Source organism: Streptomyces sp. NPDC058086 (assembly GCF_042885015.1).
Lineage (GTDB): Bacteria > Actinomycetota > Actinomycetes > Streptomycetales > Streptomycetaceae > Streptomyces.
In genome coordinates this window covers 26010-45547 of sequence record NZ_JBHVST010000054.1, presented here as the reverse complement: position 1 = coordinate 45547, position 19538 = coordinate 26010, and the positions used below count along the sequence as shown (strand labels likewise).

The 19538-nt window shown below is 67.2% G+C and carries 16 protein-coding genes and 2 pseudogenes; 8 read left to right on the top strand and 10 right to left on the bottom strand.

The features are described from left to right. Positions 1 to 338: 338 nt before the first annotated feature. Positions 339 to 986 (bottom strand): hypothetical protein, encoded by a 648-nt coding sequence (locus tag ACFVWD_RS33760; protein WP_389601648.1) that lies wholly within the window; start codon positions 984 to 986, stop codon positions 339 to 341. A gap of 599 nt (positions 987 to 1585) precedes the next feature. On the opposite strand from ACFVWD_RS33760, the gene ACFVWD_RS33755 reads away from it, so the two are divergent. From ACFVWD_RS33755 to ACFVWD_RS33745, 3 genes are all read left to right on the top strand, one after another. Further along, positions 1586 to 2401 carry a class I SAM-dependent methyltransferase gene (locus ACFVWD_RS33755; RefSeq protein ID WP_389601692.1) on the top strand — a complete coding sequence of 272 codons (816 nt, stop codon included), beginning with the start codon at positions 1586 to 1588 and terminating at the stop codon, positions 2399 to 2401. Positions 2402 to 2563: 162 nt separating this feature from the next. After that, a complete protein-coding gene (locus tag ACFVWD_RS33750; protein WP_389601646.1) occupies positions 2564 to 3199 on the top strand; it encodes a transposase family protein in 636 nt (211 codons plus the stop codon). A 1064-nt stretch (positions 3200 to 4263) separates the two neighbouring features. Then, a complete protein-coding gene (locus tag ACFVWD_RS33745; protein ID WP_389601644.1) occupies positions 4264 to 4914 on the top strand; it encodes a transposase in 651 nt (216 codons plus the stop codon). A gap of 212 nt (positions 4915 to 5126) precedes the next feature. Here the strand turns inward: ACFVWD_RS33745 and ACFVWD_RS33740 are convergent, their stop codons facing one another. Continuing rightward, positions 5127 to 5771, bottom strand: coding sequence for an NADPH-dependent F420 reductase (locus ACFVWD_RS33740; RefSeq protein WP_389601642.1), 645 nt, complete (start codon positions 5769 to 5771; stop codon positions 5127 to 5129). 56 nt (positions 5772 to 5827) lie between these two features. Continuing rightward, on the bottom strand, positions 5828 to 6640 hold the full coding sequence (locus ACFVWD_RS33735) for an inositol monophosphatase family protein (RefSeq protein WP_389601640.1): 813 nt from the start codon (positions 6638 to 6640) through the stop codon (positions 5828 to 5830). Positions 6641 to 6757: 117 nt separating this feature from the next. Between ACFVWD_RS33735 and ACFVWD_RS33730 the strand changes: the two genes are divergently transcribed. Together ACFVWD_RS33730 and ACFVWD_RS33725 are read left to right on the top strand one after the other, a co-directional pair. Then, entirely contained in the window at positions 6758 to 7702 is a 945-nt protein-coding gene (locus ACFVWD_RS33730) for a LysR family transcriptional regulator (protein ID WP_389601638.1), read from the top strand. A gap of 979 nt (positions 7703 to 8681) precedes the next feature. Beyond that, positions 8682 to 9620 (top strand): hypothetical protein, encoded by a 939-nt coding sequence (locus ACFVWD_RS33725; protein WP_389601636.1) that lies wholly within the window; start codon positions 8682 to 8684, stop codon positions 9618 to 9620. Positions 9621 to 9632: 12 nt separating this feature from the next. Here ACFVWD_RS33725 and ACFVWD_RS33720 read toward each other — a convergent pair whose 3' ends face one another. After that, positions 9633 to 10859 carry a PP2C family protein-serine/threonine phosphatase gene (locus ACFVWD_RS33720; protein WP_389601690.1) on the bottom strand — a complete coding sequence of 409 codons (1227 nt, stop codon included), beginning with the start codon at positions 10857 to 10859 and terminating at the stop codon, positions 9633 to 9635. A 489-nt stretch (positions 10860 to 11348) separates the two neighbouring features. Between ACFVWD_RS33720 and ACFVWD_RS33715 the strand changes: the two genes are divergently transcribed. Next, on the top strand, positions 11349 to 11633 hold the full coding sequence (locus ACFVWD_RS33715; protein WP_389601689.1) for a DUF6233 domain-containing protein: 285 nt from the start codon (positions 11349 to 11351) through the stop codon (positions 11631 to 11633). Between the two features lie 92 nt (positions 11634 to 11725). Next, entirely contained in the window at positions 11726 to 12238 is a 513-nt protein-coding gene (locus ACFVWD_RS33710) for a GNAT family N-acetyltransferase (protein WP_389601635.1), read from the top strand. Between the two features lie 54 nt (positions 12239 to 12292). Here the strand turns inward: ACFVWD_RS33710 and ACFVWD_RS33705 are convergent. From ACFVWD_RS33705 to ACFVWD_RS33685, 5 genes and pseudogenes are all read right to left on the bottom strand, one after another. After that, positions 12293 to 13281: pseudogene (locus ACFVWD_RS33705) on the bottom strand (Ku protein). A gap of 327 nt (positions 13282 to 13608) precedes the next feature. Then, positions 13609 to 14910 (bottom strand): tetratricopeptide repeat protein, encoded by a 1302-nt coding sequence (locus tag ACFVWD_RS33700; protein WP_389601633.1) that lies wholly within the window; start codon positions 14908 to 14910, stop codon positions 13609 to 13611. Positions 14911 to 15008: 98 nt separating this feature from the next. After that, positions 15009 to 16046: pseudogene (locus ACFVWD_RS33695) on the bottom strand (IS256 family transposase). Between the two features lie 50 nt (positions 16047 to 16096). Continuing rightward, on the bottom strand, positions 16097 to 16660 hold the full coding sequence (locus tag ACFVWD_RS33690) for a transposase (RefSeq protein WP_389601688.1): 564 nt from the start codon (positions 16658 to 16660) through the stop codon (positions 16097 to 16099). Then, positions 16657 to 17190 (bottom strand): winged helix-turn-helix domain-containing protein, encoded by a 534-nt coding sequence (locus tag ACFVWD_RS33685; protein ID WP_389601632.1) that lies wholly within the window; start codon positions 17188 to 17190, stop codon positions 16657 to 16659. Before ACFVWD_RS33685 ends, ACFVWD_RS33690 begins: the two co-directional genes overlap by 4 nt. A gap of 295 nt (positions 17191 to 17485) precedes the next feature. Here ACFVWD_RS33685 and ACFVWD_RS33680 point away from each other — a divergent pair, with 295 nt between their 5' ends. Next, positions 17486 to 18532 carry an alpha/beta fold hydrolase gene (locus ACFVWD_RS33680; RefSeq protein ID WP_389601687.1) on the top strand — a complete coding sequence of 349 codons (1047 nt, stop codon included), beginning with the start codon at positions 17486 to 17488 and terminating at the stop codon, positions 18530 to 18532. Positions 18533 to 18652: 120 nt separating this feature from the next. Here ACFVWD_RS33680 and ACFVWD_RS33675 read toward each other — a convergent pair whose 3' ends face one another. Then, on the bottom strand, positions 18653 to 19417 hold the full coding sequence (locus tag ACFVWD_RS33675; protein ID WP_389601631.1) for an SDR family NAD(P)-dependent oxidoreductase: 765 nt from the start codon (positions 19415 to 19417) through the stop codon (positions 18653 to 18655). Between the last annotated feature and the right edge of the window lie 121 nt (positions 19418 to 19538).

Sequence of the window (19538 nt, the reverse complement as noted above, 5' to 3'; positions counted from 1 at the left end):
AGACCGCGAGCGCATCCGTATCCGTATCCGTCAGACCACACCAGCCGAAACACTCCCCGATCCAGCACCTCAACTCATCTGGTCGTCGCACGTGGCCGACACAGCCGCGAACCAGATCCTTCGAGACGGGACAGCCAGGTCGGTTGGCTGGCACGCTCCGTATCGTCGGCGCGCTGGCAGGTCCCCGTGGGCGTGCCGGTCGACGGCGGACGTCGTTTCACAAGAGATCGCGTACTGGGACCGAACCTGATGCGCGACGGCTGAGGACCTGACTTCCGCTGCCCGGTCTAGGGTTCTCAGCCGTAACCCGGCCCCGGTATCGCTCTGGCGGGGCCGGGCTACTTGCTGCGCTGGCGGCGTCCGAAGAGGGTTTCGCCCAGGGTCGGGTACTGGCGCAGGTCGGTGCGGCAGGAGTGGCCGTGCCGCCCGTCCTCGGGCGGGGCGAGCTCGGCGTCCTCGCCTGGATGGCCCATGATCGGCAGTCCGCACCGCTCACACGGCGGTACGGGTTCCGCCTCGGGTTCCGGGTCAGGTTCCTGAGCCCAGTGTTCCCTCTCCACTGCCCACTCCTGTTGCCGTCGCTGCTCTGCTTCGTCGCGTTGGCGGCGGCGTTGCTCGTCGCGGGCGTACCAGGCGTCATGGTCGGCGGGGTTGGCGAGGGCGTCGGGGAGGGTTTCCCACTGGCCGTGTCCGCACCGCCACCACACCGCAGTCCGGGGGCCGCTGGTCTGGAGGCGATCGAGGGTGGTGAAGAGGAGGGGGATGGCGTCGGCGTAGTCGTAGTCGTAGTAGCCGTCCCGTTCTTCGGCGCCGTACCCGCCGCCGGCGACGTGGTAGCTGCCGGACCAGACGGGACGCGTGAACTCCATGACGGTGTTCATGCGGTTCTTCAGGACCTGCGAGCCAGTTCGGATGCCGGGGTTGAAGACGACCACGACCGGCGGGTGCCCCTCCCGCCCGGTCGACGGGCACTGGGTACGCCACACCGGACTCTCGCTGCCGAGCGGGATCTTGGACCTCAGACGGAAGTAGCGCAGGTACTTCTCGAACTTGGCCGCCAGGGTCTGGCGGACTCGGTGCAGTTGTCGACCTCCACGAACAACACCGGCAGCCCCGCCTCCGGCACATGGAGGACCGCATCCGCGCGGCCCCCGGCCCGGTTGCCTCTACTGGTAGGGAGGCTGAGGGGGACCTCGGTCGACCAGGAACCGACCCAGCCCATCCCCCACGCCTCCAACACGAGTTCCCGGGCCGGCTCCTGCCCGGTGGTGAGGGGCGCCACGGCGGTCTGCCGGCACGGCACGGGCCGGGTCGCCGTGGCGGGGGTGCGGGTGATGGCGATGACAGTCCGACCCGTCCCTGGCTGTCTCTGTACACGAGAACGGGCTCTGGTCCACTTCGTGTGGTCGCGTACACAGGGTGACTGTTGATCTTCGCCTATGGTGGTTTTAGTGGTCGTGGGCGGTCAGTGCGCGCATGACTGGCTGGCCGCGCATGAAGCTGGCTCCCCTCATCAGGCCCCTTGGAATCGATCTTCTAGGCTGGCGCGGTGACTGATGAGCAGGAGCGGGTGCAGCCGTCGGGAGTGTGGGCCACGGCGGTGGGGGTGGCCAGGGTGCGGGCGCTGGAGACCGAGCGGGAGCACGCGCTGTTTCGCGACCCACTGGCACAGGCCTTCGCCACCGCCGGCGGCCTGTGGCCCTCCTCGCCGCCGCTGCCCGATGACGAGGCCGCGCGACGCCGCCGGCTGGGTGTGGCGTTCTCCATCGTCATCAGGACGAAGTTCCTCGACGACCTGTTGCAGCAGGCCTCCGCGTCCGGGGTCCGGCAGGTCGTGCTGCTCGGCGCCGGCATGGACAGCCGGGCCTTCCGGATGGACTGGCCCGAGGGCACCCGGCTGTTCGAGGTCGACACCGCCGCGCCACTGGACTTCAAGGCTTCGGTGCTGCGCCAGGAGCGGGCCGTCGCACGCTGCGAGCGGATCACTGTCGCGGTGGATCTGCGTGAGGACTGGCCAGGCGCGCTGGCCGCCGCAGGGCACGATCCGGCGGTGCCGACCGTGTGGATCGCCGAAGGACTGCTGATCTATCTGCCCGAGGACGCGGTGGAGCTGCTGCTGGCCCGGATCAGCACGCAGTCGGCGGCAGGCAGTCGGATGGGGCTGACATTGGGCTCGCGCGGCGTGATCGAGCGCTTCGGCGCGGACGCCGCGCCGGGATCGGCGGCGTCCATGTGGATTTCGGAGATGCCCGACGACCCGGTGGGCTGGCTGGCCGGGCACGGCTGGGAGGCCGACAGCCACACCCTGCGCGAGCACGCTGCCGCCTACGGCCGCCCGATCAACACCCCGCCGCAGCGCGAGGAGCGGCCCGGCGGACTGATCTCGGCGGTCCGCCGGTAGAGCGCCTCCCGGTTCCCTAGATGATCGATTCCAAGGGGGCCTGATGAGTGGACCAGGTTCATGCGCGGCCAGCCAGCCATGCGCGCACTGACCGCCTACAACCACTAAAGTTCGCCCGAAAATCGCCTGGCTGGATGGTGGTGTGGTCGCCAGTCCTTCGCCGTGAATGAAGTGCTGCCGCAGTTGAACGAGCTGCTGTTTTCCTCGGTCGAGGGCGTGTTGGTGGAATCGGTCGAGGTGATCGACACGGTCGTCCAGGTCGAGGCCCGTACGACCGCAGGGCGGGCGGCCTGTCCCGGGTGCGGGTGCTGGTCGGGGCGAATACACGGCTCCTACCTGCGATTTCCTCGTGATTTGCCGACGGCTGGCAAGTTCGTCGTGGTGTCGTTGCGGGTGCGGAGGTTCGTCTGCGAGGAGGAATCCTGCGAGCGCATGACCTTCGCCGAGCAAGTACCCGGTCTCACCCGCAGGTTCGGGCGACGGACCGAGCGGCTGCGGTCGATGCTGGTGTCGGTCGGTCTTGCGCTCGCGGGCCGGGCCGGCGCCCGGATGACGGACGCCTTCCAGGTTCCGGTCAGCCGGAACACCCTGTTGAGGCTGATCGCCTCACTTCCGGACCCCGCCACCGCAGTACCCCGCGTGGTCGGCGTGGACGAGTACGCCCAGCGCAAGGGCCGTGTCTACGGAACCGTGCTCGTCGACGTCGAGACACGTCGCCCGGTCGACCTCCTTCCCGATCGGGAGGCGGACACGCTCGCGGCCTGGCTCGCCGAGCGGCCCGGCATCGAGATCGTCTAATGGGTCCTGAAGGCGGTTCACGAGCCTCCTGCCAAGGGGGCTCGTGCCTCATTGGTGCAGGGCCGAGTCCTAGAGATCATCTGGACCTTCGAGTCCTATCGGCAGACGGGGCCGACCCTGTGCCCAGAATCCGCCAAATACGGTTCAAGTAATGAGGAATGGACAGATAGCGGTCTACCACGAGTACGCGGATACGGTCTGGAACATACATTTTGGGATCAGTTTCCCCGATCACCACACCGATGATGTTCTCTATTCGTGGCCTGAGCCGATCGCGTGGATTACCTCCCACTACATCACGAGCGATTCAGCTCCGAAGAGGACCGAGACCCACGCGACCCGCTGGGGTTGCGAACGACTGGTGGGATGTCGTGCCTTGAGCACTGCCATTAGAGAGTACGCGCACCCCGCCCCAGGCTCTGGCCCGTGAAGAAGACCGAGGTGCAAGGGAGGCCAGTATGGAGAGCGCGGGGTTGCCAGCAAAAGTTCTCTGCGGCGTGGCCTGGGCCGAGGAGCATCACGATATTGCGTTAGTTGATGTTGATGGAAAACAGCTCGCCAGGCAGCGAATCGGCGACGACGCTTCAGGAATTGCCCAGCTTGTGACAATGCTGACTGAGCACGGGGACACCGAGGAGAGCCCGATTCCAGTAGCGATTGAGACTTCCCGCGGACTGCTCGTACCTTGCTCCCCAATCGACAGCCCACGAAGGCCACTCCGACCGCCACTTGACACTCAAAGACTTGGGATGTCTGCCGTGACCGGGCGCCCTTCTTCGCCGAAGGTGCCACCCGCGGCGCCCCGCAGGCCCTCCAGGTCGCCGACCGATGGCATCTCTGGCACAACCTGGGCGAAGCCGCCGAGAAGTGCGTCTACCGGCACCGTGGCTGCTTGCGTCCCACGCTGTCTCAGCCTGAGGAACCGCAGGAAGAGGCGGAGCCAGCTGCGTCGCCCTGGCCGACAGGGGCACCGGTTCGCCGAACGCACCCGCGCCAAGCACGCCACCATCCACGCTCTCCTCGCCGTCGGGCACAGCAAGCGGTCTGTCGCCCGGCAGCTCGGGATGACCCTCAACACGATCTTGCGTTTCTCCCGTGCCGCTACTGCGGAGGAGATGTTCACCGGGCAGTGGCGAAGCCGTGCGACCAGGCTCGATGACTACAAGCCCTACCTCGATCAGCGTTGGCAGGAAGGCTGCGCCAACGCCTGGAAACTGTGGGAGGAGATCAGGGAACAGGGCTATCCCCGCGGCTACGCCAGTGTCCGTGCCTACGTCAGCAGGACGCTTCGCGGCAAACCCCAACCGGTCGGCCCCCGCCCGCCGTCAGCCCGGGCCGTTACGCGCTGGATCCTCACCCACCCCGACGCCCTACCCGAAGGCGACCGGCTCCAGGTCAAAGCCGTCCTGGCCAATTGCCCCGAGCTGACGGCACTTGCCGAGCACGTGCGCTCCTTCGGGCACATGGTCGCTCACCTCCAGGGTGACCAGTTGCCGACCTGGATCGAAGCGGCTTCCTCCACCACCGAACTGCCCAGCCTCCGGAGCTTCGCCCGACACCGCGAACGCGACCTCGACGCCGTCACCGCGGGCCTCACACTGCACTGGAACTCCGGCGTCGTGGAGGGTCATGTCACCCGGATCAAGATGCTCAAGCGCCAGATGTTCGGCCGCGCAGGATTCGAACTCCTACACAAACGAGTCCTGTTGGCGTAACCGAGAGTCACGCGACCACACGAAGTGGACCAGAGCCCGAGAACGGGAGTCATTTTTCGACGACTTCGGGAGTCGCCTCGCGCGCGGCAGTCGTGATCAATATCGATGAGTTTGGGAGTCGCTCACGGCCCGGCGGGCGTTGTCCGTGCCAGCTCCCAGCTGACTCGCACGGGACCGCTACCTGAATTTGATCTGAACCCGGCCCTGGTGCGTCAGCGGGCGAGGGAGACGGCGAAGGGCTTGAAGCCGTGTCGGCGCAGGATGTGAGGCACGACCAGGATCATGGCCTCGGTGGCGCGGGCTGTGGTGATGTCTCCGAGGTCCTCGATCCATGCGGGCTGCCAGCCCAGGTCGGCGAGAAGGCCGGTGACTGTCTGCTTCGCGTGTTCGTCGTTGCCCGAGACATAGGCGGTCGGCGGGGTGGCCAGGATTTCGGGGGCGGTCATGACCATGAACAACATGGTGTTGAGAGTCTTGACCACCCGGGTGTCGGGGAGGGCGGCCTGAAGCTGCTCGGCGAGGCTGCTGCCGGGGTAGCACAGGTCGCCGGGCAGGCCGTCGGCGTCGCGGGTGGCGTTGGAGACGTCGACGAGGATCTTTCCGGCGAGCTCGGTGCGCAGGTCGGTGAGGCGGTCCAGGGCGCTGTCGCCGGGCGTCGCGTTGATCACGATGTCCGCGGTGCGGGCAGTGGTCCGCTGGTCGGAGAAGGAGATGCGGGGGTCGATGTCTTCGGTGGGCGCTCCCGTCTGCTCCTTCGGATTCTGGCGGCCGAGGATGACGTGGTGTCCGGCCGCGGCGAGCTTGCCGGCGAGGCTGGCGCCGACGCGGCCGGCGCCCAGGATTCCGATGCTGGTCATGAGGTGATGCTCCTTGCGGTGTCGGACAGGAGGAACGGGAGCAGGTCGCCTCGCGATCAGACGATCGGCGACAGGACCTCGAGGGCGGCGGCGTGGATGCCGGGGGCGGCGGCCAGGAAGTCTCGGCTGCTCGTGCTCCAGGGCTCGCCCGCCAGGTCGGTGACGGCGCCTCCGGCCTCGGAAACCAGCAAGGCACCGGCGACCAGGCCGGAGCGGACGTCGGAGTACTGCCAGAACGCGTCCATGTGTCCGGCGGCGACGTGGATGAGCTGCATCGTGGCGGGAACGGACACACGCACCACGAGTGCGTCGGCGAGCATGGCGGTGACCGACTCGCCGATCCGCCGGAAGGTGTGCTTGTCCTCGCCGGGCTTGGCCTGACCGGTGCCGACGAGCGCGGCGCCCAGGTCGGTCTTGGCGGACACCCTCAGGGGTCGGCCGTTGAGGCGGGCACCGCCGCCGGCGACGGCGGTGTAGGTGTCGCCGGTCAGCGGCAGGTGGACGACGGTGAGTACCGGCCGGTTGTCGCGGACCAGGGTCGCGGTGACGGCCCAGTCCGGCATGGCGTGGACGTGGTTGATGTTGCCCTCAGCGGGGTCGACGACCCACCACTCCCCGGGCGGGAGCGCGCCGCCGGCCAGCTCGTCCTCGGCCCACTGGGATCCACGCCGGGCCCGCAGCAGCGGTTCCCGCATCACGCCCAGCACCGCGTCGTCGTTGGCGTGGATCTCATCGACGACCTCGTTCAGGCTCACGCCTCGGGCGTGCGGGGTGTAGCGGTCGCGCAGCGTGAGGCCGGCGGTCTTCACCGCGGCTGTCACATCGGACATGAGCGTCGTCCCGGCGTCGAAAGGCATGGCTGTAGTCATGGCGGGCTCCCTGGGTTTCGGTGACTGCGGGGCGGCTTGTCTCGCACCCGCACTCCGAAGCTAGGCCGCCTGACGATTAACAACTAGTGCATGCTTTTCACTCGTAGAGTTACTCACATGCAATTGGATCTGAACCTGCTCACGGCTCTGGACGCGTTGCTCGAAGAGGGCAGCGTCGCCGGCGCCGCAGCCCGCCTCCACGTCACCGCACCGGCGATGAGCCGCTCCCTGGGCCGCATCCGCAAGGCCACCGGTGACCAGATCCTGGTCCGCACCGGCCGCAGCATGGTCCCCACCCCCCGCGCGCTAGCCCTCCGCGCCCAGGTCCACACCCTCGTGCAGCAGGCCCACCAACTTCTGTCCGCACAGCAGGAACTCGACCTGGCAGCACTGGAGCGGGTGTTCACCGTGCGCTGGCACGACGCCCTGACCGCCGCCTGCGGCACGGCCCTGATCACCGCCATCCACCACCAAGCCCCCGGCGTCCAACTACGACTGCCCGCCGAATCCGGCACGGACACCCCCGAGCTACGACGGGGTGAGGTCGACCTCGAATCCAGCTCCAGCCAGCCGACGCTCCCCGACATCTGCCACCGCCTCGTCGGCCGCGACCAGCTCGTTGTCGCCGTCCGGCCCGGCCACCCACTCACCGAAGGCCCGCTGAGCCTCGAGCGCTACGCGGCCGCCGAACACCTCACCGTCTCGCGGCGCGGACGCCTGCGCGACCCGATCGACGACGCCCTGACCACGTGCGGGCACGAACGCCGCGTCGTCGGCGCAGTGCCCACCGTCGCCTTCGCGCTGCAACTCGCCCCCGACACCGACCTGGTGCTCACGCTTCCCGACGCGGTCACTCGCGCGGCCCGGGAGCAACTCGGCCTGATCACACTGCCCCTGCCACTCCAGATGCCCACCATCCCGCTGTACCTGCTGTGGCACCAGCGCTACGCCGACGACCGCGCCCACACCTGGCTGCGCGACCTGGCCACCGAAACCGTCCAGGCACTGTTCGCACCACCGACCACGTCCCAACTTCCCCTCGCCTCCCGAACCGGGCAGTGAGGGGTACGCCCGGAAACAGGCCCGTTGCGGCTGACTCCCGTTCTCGTGAACATCACCTATTCGTGCGAGCGTGCGACTCCGAATCTCATGTCGAAACGACGTCTCAAGTCGTATATACAGCCAAATCCGCAGGTCACTGTGCGGATGGTCGACACTGGGGTGTAGGGAAGACGTTCGCTTAACCGTCTCCGTGACGCTCCGGCGAACGGCTCCCTTGTGTTCCTGGTCGCATGGGTCGTCCAGGGGGATCTGGAGCTGTGGCAAGGAAGAGCGTCCGGACTTGCAGCCAGTGCGGCAGCCCGCTGCCCGAGGGCAGCCGGAAGTCACGCCGGTACTGCTCAGCGGCCTGCCGCACGAAAGCGTGGAGATGGAGGCGCGAGCGGGAGGAGTGGTGGCCGAGCAATCTGGAGTTCGCTGCCGCCTCGCGCGAGGGCCGTCCGTACCGCTGGCCGAAGAAGCGGTGCCCGGTCTGCAAGGGCTGATGGTTCGTCGGAGAGGCCACGGGCGGCAACCGCAAGCGGGTGGATGCCCTGTACCGCTCACCGAGGTGCCGCACCCGGGCCTATCGCCAGAGGCAATCGCGTTCAGAAGGCGTCACACCGTGACGCCTTCATGTGACGCTATGGGGTTCAGAAACCGGCACTGCTCATCCCCCGTTGTGGTCCGGGCTGACCTGTCTCAGCGAAAGTTGATCCGATCTCACCGAAGCTGCACTGATCCATCTTCGCCTCAGCGAAGGTTCACACTTCAGCGGTTTGTCTCAGCAAATCTGCACCGACTGTGCCAGTGCAGATTGATCGGTGCAGGACAGTCCCGTCTCAGTCGATCTGGTCCCGGTCTCAAATGATCTGGCTCGATTTACTCGGCGTCTCGGATGATCTGCTCCGGCAGAACACCTGCTGGCGGGGAGGCACAACCCTCGGCAATGAGTGCAGAGCATGCTGGGCGTTCGCGCGTGGCGTTGTCACTGGTGACTGCGATGATCGCCGTGGCTGGCGTGAGCGCGCTGGTATCACGACCCGGGGTGGCTCGAATGGATACATGGCAAGAGCTCTCAGCTCTGGCGGAGAAGCGGCTGAAGGCGGTGTCGTCCTGCGAGCATGGCGTTTTCGCCGCCGGTGTCGCGGAACGGCTCATGAGCTGGCACGAGGCACCGCCTGAGGACGAACAGGCACCGTGCGCTGTGAGCCTGCGGCCGCTGCTGAACTCCGTGTGGGAGGGCGTTCTCGGTGACCAAACGGCCTTCTCGGCAGTCAAGCGCGATGCCGCCGAGTACATGCTCAGTGAGTACTGCCACAACGACGGCCAGGATGGGCCGGATGACGCGGACGAGTTCGCCGCAGCGGCTGCGTTGCATGCCGCGCATGCCTACCTGTTCCGCTGCCGGGAATTCGCCATCTGGACCAGCAACCGGACGATGGAGGCCATTGACCAGCGCCTCCAGTACCTAGCTGATCAAGAAGGAGACGACCACCTTCCCGACCCGGACGAGGCACTGGCTGCTGAACTGCAGCGGCAGCTACGGGATCTCAGAAGTGAAGTGCATGGTCGAGCCTTTCGGGAGTGCTCAGAAACGGCGCTCCCGGACGACCTATCGCCCGACCGTGACCCCGGAGGAGAGCACCCATGTGAATACGTTCACGGGTACCACCTCCTCGTTCTCTCGCACGGCCGCCGGAAAAGTAGCAGTGGTCGTGGTGGTCCGCCAAACGGGTTTTTGCGCCGGGCTCCCTGGCCGGACGCCAAGGAGTCGGCAACCTACGCAGAGCTGCTTGGGACCTCATCGCGGCTTCCCGACCACGTCGTGACAGACATGAATACCTGTTTCCGAACGCTCCCCTTGGGAGGCCAGTTGGCCAGGCATGGAAGGATGACCGTCGTCCGCGTGGGCGGCGCTATCCGGTTCGGATTCGGTTGACGTCAGAATTGCTCAGTCAAGGACCGCGAGGTGGTCGGCGGCGCCGCCGTGCCACTCGATCATGAAGAGGGTGGCGTCGTCGCTGGTGTGTCCGCCCCGTTCCCTCTTCAAAGTGTGGGAGAGCCGGCGCAGATCCGCTCGTACCCCCTGTGAGGGCTCTTCTCCCAGGCGGTTGACGCAGTGGATGAGGCGTTCCTCGCCGAACGGCTCGCCGCCGGTGACGTGTTCCTCGATGATGCCGTCGGTGTAGCACAGCACCCGGTCGCCCGGCTGGAGCGTGTGCTCTCGGATCCGGGGCAACTCGCCGCCGAAGCCGACTGGCAGCGTCGTCGCGCTCTCCAGCTGCCGCACGACCTTGCCGTCGCGGATCAGCAGCGGCGCGGGGTGGCCCGCGTTGACCAGCTCCATCTCGCCGGTGGCGATGTTGATGTGCATCAGCTGGGCGGTGACGAAGTGGTCGGGACCGAACTGCCGGGAGATGGCGTCGTCCATGAAGGCGTACTTCTCGGCCAGGCTGACGAACACGCGCCGGGCATGCCGGTAGGCGCCGATGGCCACGGTCGCCATCACGGCGGCGTCCAGGCCGTGGCCCATCGCATCGATCACGGCCATGTGCAGGATGCTGCCGTTGAGGGCGTAGTCGAAGCTGTCGCCGGCGACCCGGTAGGCGGGCTCCAGGATGCCGGCCACCGAGACCTGCGGCAGGGTCATCGTCAGCGGCGGCAGCAGGTTCCACTGGATCTCCGCGGACACGCTCATCGGCTCCCGGCGCCGGGCCAGGAAGAACTGGTCGGTGTAGGCGTTCTTGGTGACCACCATGTCGGCGACCAGGCCGGCGAGCCTGCGCAGCAGGCGCCGGTCGTCGTCGCCGACGGCGTCCAGGGTCAGGGCCATCACCCCCACCTGGTCGCTGCCGTCCAGCAGCGGCAGATACATCCGCACGCCGCCGTGGGCCTGCGGCACCTCGACGATGTCCGCGCTCAGGAAGGCCCGCCCGGCGGGGGAGTCGGCCATCGGCTCGGGCTGGCCGACGTGCAACTTCCTGCCCGCAAGCGGCACCAGCACCTCCTGCGCGTAGTCCTGCAGCAGGATGGAGACGTCCCGACCACCGATCCCGGCCACTTCCTCCGCGATCAACGGGGCAATCAGCTGCGGCGGCATCAGCCGCGCCCGATCCAGCAGCACACCGAGCAGCCGCTCGCCGAAACCCTCCGACCGATCCACGCTCTCCTCGCCCATGACCCGCCTCGCCACCCCCTCCCTGCCACCCATACCGGCTCGCCGCCTCCGCACAACCTGAACCTGGGAAGCCGCCGCAGCGGCTCATTACGCCATGCGCAGCATGTCGGCCCGCGCTGTCCGCGCAGAGTGATCAGGCGGCCCGGGCCAGCGAGGCCGCCGTCCCGGCTGGCGTCGAGGGTCGGCCACGGGCCAGTCGCCTGGTCGCCAAAGATCCAGAAGGAGGGCTGAGAAACGGGCACTCAGCCGGATGCGCATCCGCTCGTCCGGGCGGCCGCCCAGATCGACGCGGACGATGCCCGGCGGGACACCACGGTCGACCAGCGCCTGGTCCACCACAGTGGCCTACGGCCAGTGCGACAGGGTATAGGGCAACAGGCTTGGAGGTCCTGGCGGTTGGAGCAGCACGGGGCTCGCCTCCGCGGCGGGGGCGGACGGGTAGCGCAGCGCGCCCTTCAGCTCCACCAGAGCCGCCGACGGAGGCAGAGCCTGAACCACCGGGGACAGCTCCGCCAGCTGCTCGAGGACCTGCCGGTAGACATCCTCCGGCAGCAGGAACAGGGCCGGAAGAACCGGCCACTGGAGCCGGACTGGATCGTCGAACTCGGCATCGGGAACGGACGGCCGCCCATCGAGGTCCATGTCGGCGGCTGCTACGCCGCAGGCAAACGACGACGCCCCGTCCCGCCCGACGAACCACGCCGGCTCCTCACCTCGGGCGTGCGCGCCTGCACCCACTGCAAGCCCGACGCCCAGCTCCACATCCTCGACTGACCTCCCACAGACGGCGCCGCGTCTCTGCTCACCCGTCCTGCGCGGGACTTCGGCCTGGACGAGTGGATCCGAAGTCGGGGATGATCAGTGGCATGCGGACGGTCCTGCGCGGAGCCTTGGTGACGCTTCGCCCGACGACGGTGGGCGATATCCCGGCTCTGGTCGCGATCCGGACCACGCCTGAGGTGTACACGCGCTGGCGGGGCGGCGACAACCTGACAGCCGCCGTGACCGAGGACCTCGAAGATCCCGAGGCCCGGACCTTCGCGGTCGAGCACGGCGGCAGGGTGGTCGGCGCTATCCAGTGGGGAGCCGAGGACGAGCCGGACTACCGGCACGCCAACATCGACATCTATCTCGACCCGGCGGTGCACGGGCGCGGCCTTGGCACTGACGCCGTCCGCGCCCTGGCACGCCATCTGATCGATGATCACGGATACCGCCGGCTGGTGATCGACCCGGCCGCAGACAATGCCGCTGCCATCCGGTGCTACCACAAGGTCGGCTTCCGCCCGGTCGGCATCATGCGGCAGTACGAGCGCGGCCCGGACGGCAGCTGGCACGACGGGCTGCTGATGGACCTGTTGGCGGAGGAACTGGAGTAGGACTCACGTTCGGCTCCACCAAGGTGGCGAGGGCCTCAATGACTCACGCACTAATCACCCGATCGCTGATTGCTTACGACCACTGATCACTTCGGAGCCACTCGCCTGGGCGCCCCGCTTCCGCCGGGCCGGTTTCTTCGCCGTCGCGGTCTTCTTCGCGGTCTTCTTGGCAGGCACCTTCCCCGCCGTCTTCTTCTTGGCCGTCGGTATCTCGTGGACCTCGGCATCGGCGGCGCCCTCGCCGGCGCCCTCGCCCCGCGCGGCCTGCGCCTTGCGGACACTCTCCTGCAGCGCGGCCATCAGGTCGACGACCTTGCCCCCGGCTCCGCAGCCTCCTCGGTCGGTTCGGGCGGCTGCCGGCCCTCAGCCTTCCCCTCGATCACACTTCCAGAACCTGGCGGTACTCATCCCGGTAGCCGGAGATGTCGTCCGTCGCCATCGAGTCGACCAGCCGCAGCGCCTCGTCGATCTCGGAGTCCGTGACCGTGACGTCCATCGGCGCGAGTTCGGACGGGTCGCGCACCTCGTCGTCCCACTTGAGCACGTGCGCGATCAGCGTCCCGTCCCGCACCCGCAGCAGCAGCAGCACCAGACCCTCACGCCCATGCCACGCCAGCTTCGCGACGGCCATCTTCGTGTTGCGGGCCATCGCCTGGGCGATCAGCACGTACGGCTTCGCCGCGACCGGGCCGTCGTACCGCAGGAAGTAGCTGTCGCCGCTCAGCCGCACCGGGTCGATCGACACGGCCGGTACGAACGCGACGATCTCGATCGCCTTCGCAGTCGGCAGCGGCATCCGCTCCAGCCTCTTCGTCCGTGACCTCGACCAGCGTGTCCTTGGAGACCTCGTATCCCTTGCCGATCTCGGCCGCGGACACCTCGCGGTCCTCCGCCTCGCAGAACTTGCGCACCCGCACCCGACCCAGATCCTCCGTATGGACCTGATGGAAACGGACCGAACGGTCCTCGGTGGCGCTCATCAGCTTCACCGGAATGGTCACCAGGCCAAAGGAAATGGCGCCGCTCCACAACGGTCGGGGCATCACAGACCTCCACGACAGCCCCGAGCCCCACCAGCCTAGGGGGTGTCTGTTTGAACGGCGATGGGCAGGCGGGCACGAGGGTGCCGGACTGCATAGAGGTGCAGGAAACCGGGCTAGCTGCCAATCAAGCAAGATCGCAAGCATTAGCCCAATCAAGTGCTATTTCTGACTTTGTGTCAGTTTGATCTCTAGGCTTCGCTGAGGGCGCCCGACCAAGAACTGTGGATCAGCTCGGATGGGTGGCCCTCGCCGAGCGAGCGCGGGTGAGGGCCACGAGCTCAGGATTTGTCACACGACATTCGATGAACAGGCTGGCCTCCCGTTCGTTCATGGTTGAGGGCGGGAGGTTGGCTGTCGCAGGTGCTCCCCTCGCAGTACCTTCGCCCCGTCGAGTCGGTCGCGGAGGTGGGCGACAGCCTTCTGCGGCTCACCGCGCTGGACGAGACGTTCGGCGAGTGCGATGGCGCCGTGCACCGTTCCGGAGCGGAGAAGCTCCTCGTCAGATCTGGCGAACGCGGCCAGCTCCGCTTCGGCATCCACGGCACGGCCGCACCGCTTCATAACCTTGGCCCGCATGAGTGCCTGTTCCTGGCGGTTCCCGCCGTGGCGGGCGAAGTAGTCGTCGACATAGGCAAGGGCGTCGTCGGCCCGCCCCGTATCGACCAGGATGCGGCAGAGCAGATGGATGATCCAGTCCGAGTCGCCGCCGGCCGCCTCCGCGACCGGGCGCAGCACCTCGACCGCCTCGTCGTGGCGGCCGTGACGAGCGAGGAGCTCAGCGAGGTGGAAGGCCGCATGGGGATTTCCGGTCCCGGCGGACTCCCGCAGTAGGGCAACCGCCTCCGGGACCCGGTCTTGTTTCTCCAGCAGGTCTAAGAGGGCGGTCAGGGCGTACTCCTCGCCGCCTTCGGCCGGGAAGGCGCGCAGCTCGGCCTCACGTCCGTGACGGGCCAGGAGACTGGCAAGCTGCTCGGCGTGGCCGGCGTAGACGATGCCGCCGACACACACGTGCCTGCGCAGCAGCACGATCGCCTCGTCGATCCGTCCTTGGCGTTCCAGAAACGTGGCGTGCAGGGGGACGGTGTCCGAAACGTCCGAGCCCCAGGACTCGAACGGGTCCGTCGGGCCGACCCCGACGCTGGGGAGCAGTGCGTCGATCTCGGCGTCGCGGCCGTGGCCTGCGGCGAGCTCCACCAGCTCCTCGGCAAGCAGGAGGTCTGCGGCACGCGGGCCGAGCAGGGCGACGATCTGGTCGAGGTGGCCCTGTCGGGCGAGGAGGCGCGCCAGGTCGCGTAGTGCATACCGGTGGCCCGTGTCGGCGAGCGGACGCAGCAACACGATGGCCTCGTCGACGCGCTCCCAATCCGCGAGCAGCCCAGCGACGGTGCTGACAGCCGGCCACCAGCCGGTGGCTGCGAACGGCTGCAGCAATGCCAGCGCTGTCGCCTGCCCGTCCAGGGCATCCGCGGAAGCGCCCTCGGCGAGTCGGCGGGCGCAGAACCAGTCACCGTGGGCGGCTGCCTCGCGCAGGACGCCGTAGTGGCCGTGCTCGTGAAGTAGCGCGGCAACGGTGGGTGGAATCCAGCCGTCGTAAGTGCGATGGCGGTGGTCGAGGTCGGCTACGTCCATGATCGCGAACCATAGCTTGCGCAGCCGACAGGATCGGCGCCTCCAGCAGCCCCATGCGGGAGGCCTCCTGGCAAGGTCCGCCAGGGGGTACGTCAATGTCAGGCGCTCTGACGCTCAGCCCGCTCGACTAGGATGCCATTTTCAAACCTGGCGCCCGCGCGGACCAGGGGAACCAAGTTGGCTCCGGTGATCGCGCGCCAGCAGGCCTGGGCGGACTCGACAAGCTTGAACACCATCGCCAAGGCCGCGGCCGGGCTGCCAGCCCCGCGAGTAACCTTCGTACGGAGGTTGACGGTTGAGAACGTGGACTCGATTGGGTTCGTGGTGCGCAGGTGAATCCAGTGCTCGGCCGGGAAGTTGTACAAGGCCAGCAGCTCCTCCCGGTCGTCGGTGATCTTCGCTACGGCCTTGGGGAACTTGGGTCCGTAGGTCTTCGCGAACGCCTCGATCGCCATTTCCGCGTGAGTGCGGCCCTCGGCGTTGTAGATCTCCTGCATCGCCTTCGTCGCACCCGGCTGTGCGGACTTCGGAAGACAGTTCGCGACTTTACGGGCTTTATGACCCCGCACCTCTGGTGGCGGGCGGCGGGGAACACCTCAGCCAGGGCATTCCACAGACCCATGGCGCCGTCGCCGACGACCAACTCGGGGGCGTGCATGCCACGTCGGCGGCAGTCACGCAACAGGTCGCCCCAGGACTCGGTGGACTCCCGTAGCCCCTCCGCGAGCGCGATCAGCTCTTTGGTGCCATCCAGGCGGACGCCGAGCAGGACCAGGACGCACGAGTGCGCCTGCCCGAGGCGGATCTTCGGGTGCACGCCGTCGGCCCATACGTAGACGTAGTCGCGGTCCGAGAGGCCACGTTGCTGGAAGGCCGCGTGATCGTCGCTCCACTGCTTCGTGTGCCCTGACCTCAACGGGACCGGCCGCGGTGACAACACTGCGGGCCTGGTGGTGGCCGTTGCGCACCACCAGGCGGTGGCCAACCTCGTCGGTCTCGGCCGCCAAGTCGGCTATGTACTGGTTGACTTCCGCTTCCAGTGCGGCGGCCGGCATGCGGCGAGCGCCTTCGCGCACGATCTCGTCGATGAGGGAGCCGGACTGCGTGGAGCCGTCTGCGGTAACTACGCTGAGCACGGGCGCGCCTTCCCGACCCGCGCTGCGAACGCGGGCCTACTCGGAGACCATCACGGGACCACCGGGAAGGTACGCCTTCGGCGTCCGGCCCGAAGATGATCCACGGGTTCCGAGCATTGCTCGCCGTTGATGAGGTCGGGGTGTCGTTGGATGTGGGCCAGTCCGCGACGGAGTGTGCGCTTGAGGTGTTCGGGATCGGTGAACGCAGTGTTGGCCATGGGCCCTCGCCGCAGCAGCGACCAGACGCCTTCGACAGGGTTCAGTTCGGGTGCATAGGACGGGAGCTGGAAGACCGTGAGCCAGTCGGGGTCGGCCGCGTACTGACGCAGTCCGGCCGTCCTGTGGGTGTGCAGATTGTCCCAGACGATCACCACGGGGGCACCGAGTTGCAGATGCGCACGGACCAGAAGGTCACGATCATCCGTCCACGAAAAGCTCTTCCGGGCCCCTTTGAAAGGCAGATGGAACCGTGGGCGGTAGATCAGCCTCGATGTCTCGCCGGGACGGTGGCAGCTCAGGACCGCCACCGAGATCCGGCGTCGCGAACGGCCCCGGACCCTGACCACGGGTGTGTGGCCGCGCCTGCTCCAGGTGCGTGCGCGTGGCGGCGTCATCGCGAAGCCGGCCTCGTCCTCGAAGACGATGTAGGCCCCGAGCGCCGCCGCGGTCCTTCCACCTGCGGCCACACATCTTTCTTCCACAGCTCGACTGCATGTTCGTCGCGTTCCAGCGCGCGGCGGGCCGGGCTCTGCCAGGACCAGTCCTGGCGATGCAGGAGCCGCGACACGCCTGCAAGGGAGCAACTGATCTGGAACTGGCGGCCGATCACCGTTTGGACGCGTTGCAACGTCCACCGCTGATCTTCCCAGCCATGTTCGGCCGGACCTTTGGCCAACTCTTCCTCGAGTCTGGCGAAGCGTTCATCCGACGACTTCGGCAACTTCGCCGGACCCTTCGATTTCAGACCCGCCATCCCGCCTTCACGCCAGTCATGTCGCCAGCGCTCCATTGAACGCTCGCTCACCCGCAGGTCCTTGGCGATATCCGAGGTTCTGTCACCACGTGCGAACCTCTCTCCGGCCTCCAGCCGGAGCACCTCACGCGCAGCCCGCCGCTCGGCAGTCAGGCCCCCACCCGAAGCCAATCCGAAAAGGTCAGTAACTACTGCACGAGGCGTACCCTGAGTTCTCCTGGACCACGTTCGACGACTCACCGGATTCCCTTTCACGGCAAGCGGAGCGATCGGGCATGGCTCACCACTGTTGCGGCGTTACGCCGACGGGTGTTGCATGGCAGAGGAGAGGCGTTAGCACGAGGGCTGCCTATGCAGGCCCCCGGCCGCGAGCATCAGGCACATCCGATTGTCGGCTCATTCATTCGGTGTAACGCCCTCCGTGGCCTGCCGGTGCTGCCTCGCACAAGGAGATTCACCGATGGAAATGCCTGGGTCCACGCACAGCCGTCGCCAATTCCTCGGCGCCGCAGCCGTGGCTGCTGTGGCGGGCCAGTTCGGTATGAGAGGTAGCGCCCAAGCGCAGTCCGAATCGGGGCAACCTGGGGCTCATCCCACGGTTGGTTCTGCGAAGCCGACATCCTTTGGCCCGGTGAAGCAGATCAATGCCGGGGATCTGAACGTGGGGTACGTCGAAGCCGGACCTGCGAACGGCCAGGCCGTCATCCTCATGCACGGCTGGCCCTACGACATTCACAGCTACGTTGAGGTCACGCCGTTGCTCGCGGCGCAGGGATTCAGGGTGGTCGTCCCTTATCTGCGCGGCCATGGCACAACGCGATTCCTTTCGAGCAAAACACCCAGGAACGCGCAACAGTCGGCGTTCGCTGTCGACATCATAGCCCTGATGGACGCCCTCAAGATAGACAGGCCCATCCTCGCCGGATACGACTGGGGATCGCGGACGGGCGACATCATAGCGGCGCTCTGGCCGGAGCGCTGCAAAGCGCTGATATCCGTGACCGGCTATCTGATCACAAACATCGAAGCCAACAAGATGCCATCGCCTCCCAAGAGTGAATGGGCATGGTGGTATCAATACTACTTTGCTACCGAAAGGGGTGTACGCGGCCTCGAAAAGTACCGACGCGATTTGGCCGAACTGGTCTGGAAGTTCAACTCTCCGACATGGAATTTTGACGATGCGACCTTCGATCGCACGGCAGCGGCTTTCAATAATCCGGACTACGTCAGTATCGTGATCGACAATTACCGCTGGCGGCTTGGCCTCGCAAAGGGTGAACGCCGGTATGACGGCCTCGAAAAACGTCTCGCCGCGGCACCGGTCATCAAGGTGCCGACGATCACCATCGACGGAGCACACGATCCATTCACGCCTCCGGGAAACGGATCGGCTTATCGCAAGAAGTTCGCAGGAAAATACGAGCACCGGACCCTGGACGTAGGACACAACGTTCCGCAGGAGGACCCACAAGGCTTCGCGGCGGCTGTCGTGGAAGTCAACGGGTTCTGACCGTGTCACCGAAGCCCCGCACCTCAGGGGTGTCTGGTGGCGGGTGGCGCCACCAGACAGTCGCAGTGGTGGGCGCGAGCGTGTCGAGGGACATCCGGCAGGCTTGTGCTACCGCGGGACCTACCAGGTCTGCTCGGAAGCGCGGACGAGGACCTCGTTGACGGAGACCCGGCGGTCGCGAGTGACGACGAAGGAGACCGCGTCCGCAATGTCCTCGGGACGCAGCATCTCCATCCCGGCCAACTGCCGGTCCAGCGACGCCCTGATGTCGTCCCGCGAGTGCGTGACGAACTCGGTGTCCACCGTCCCCGGTTCGATCACGCTCACGCGCAGTCGCTGGCGCATGACCTCCTGGCGCAGGGCCTCGGTGAACCCGTTCACGCCAAACTTCGTCATGCTGTACACCGCCGTGCCGGGCCGGGCCACACGCCCGGCGGTGGAGCTGATGTTGACCAGGTCCGCGACCCGGCGGGGCGAGTCCTCCGCCGCTCGCAGCAGATGCGGCAGCGCCGCGTGGGTCACATGCAGCAGGCCCTGTAGGTTCACCGCCAGCATGCGCTCCCATTCCTGAGCCGGCGCGTTCAGGACTGGTCCGGCCATTCCCACACCGGCATTGTTGACCAGGACGTCCAAGCGGCCGAGTTCGGCCACCACACGCTCCACGGCGGCCGTCGCCTGTTCCTGATCCGGGATGTCGGCCTCCACCACGAGCGCCGCCCCGCCCTCGGCGCGGATCTTTCCGGCCAGCTCCTCGAGCCGGTCGCGGCGCCGGGCGACGACCGCGACTTTGGCGCCCTCGGCGGCGAGGCTCAGGGCGGTCGCCTCGCCGATGCCGCTGCTGGCGCCGGTCACCAGGGCAACGGTGTTCCGCAGACGTGCAGACATGACTGTCTCCTTGTTTCAGATCGATTGGTTCAGATCGAGTTGGTTCAGATCGAGATGGATCCGGGCCCGTGACTGCGCGGACGGTCAGGTCCGGGTCAGTGACAGCTCGGGCGGGTGGTGG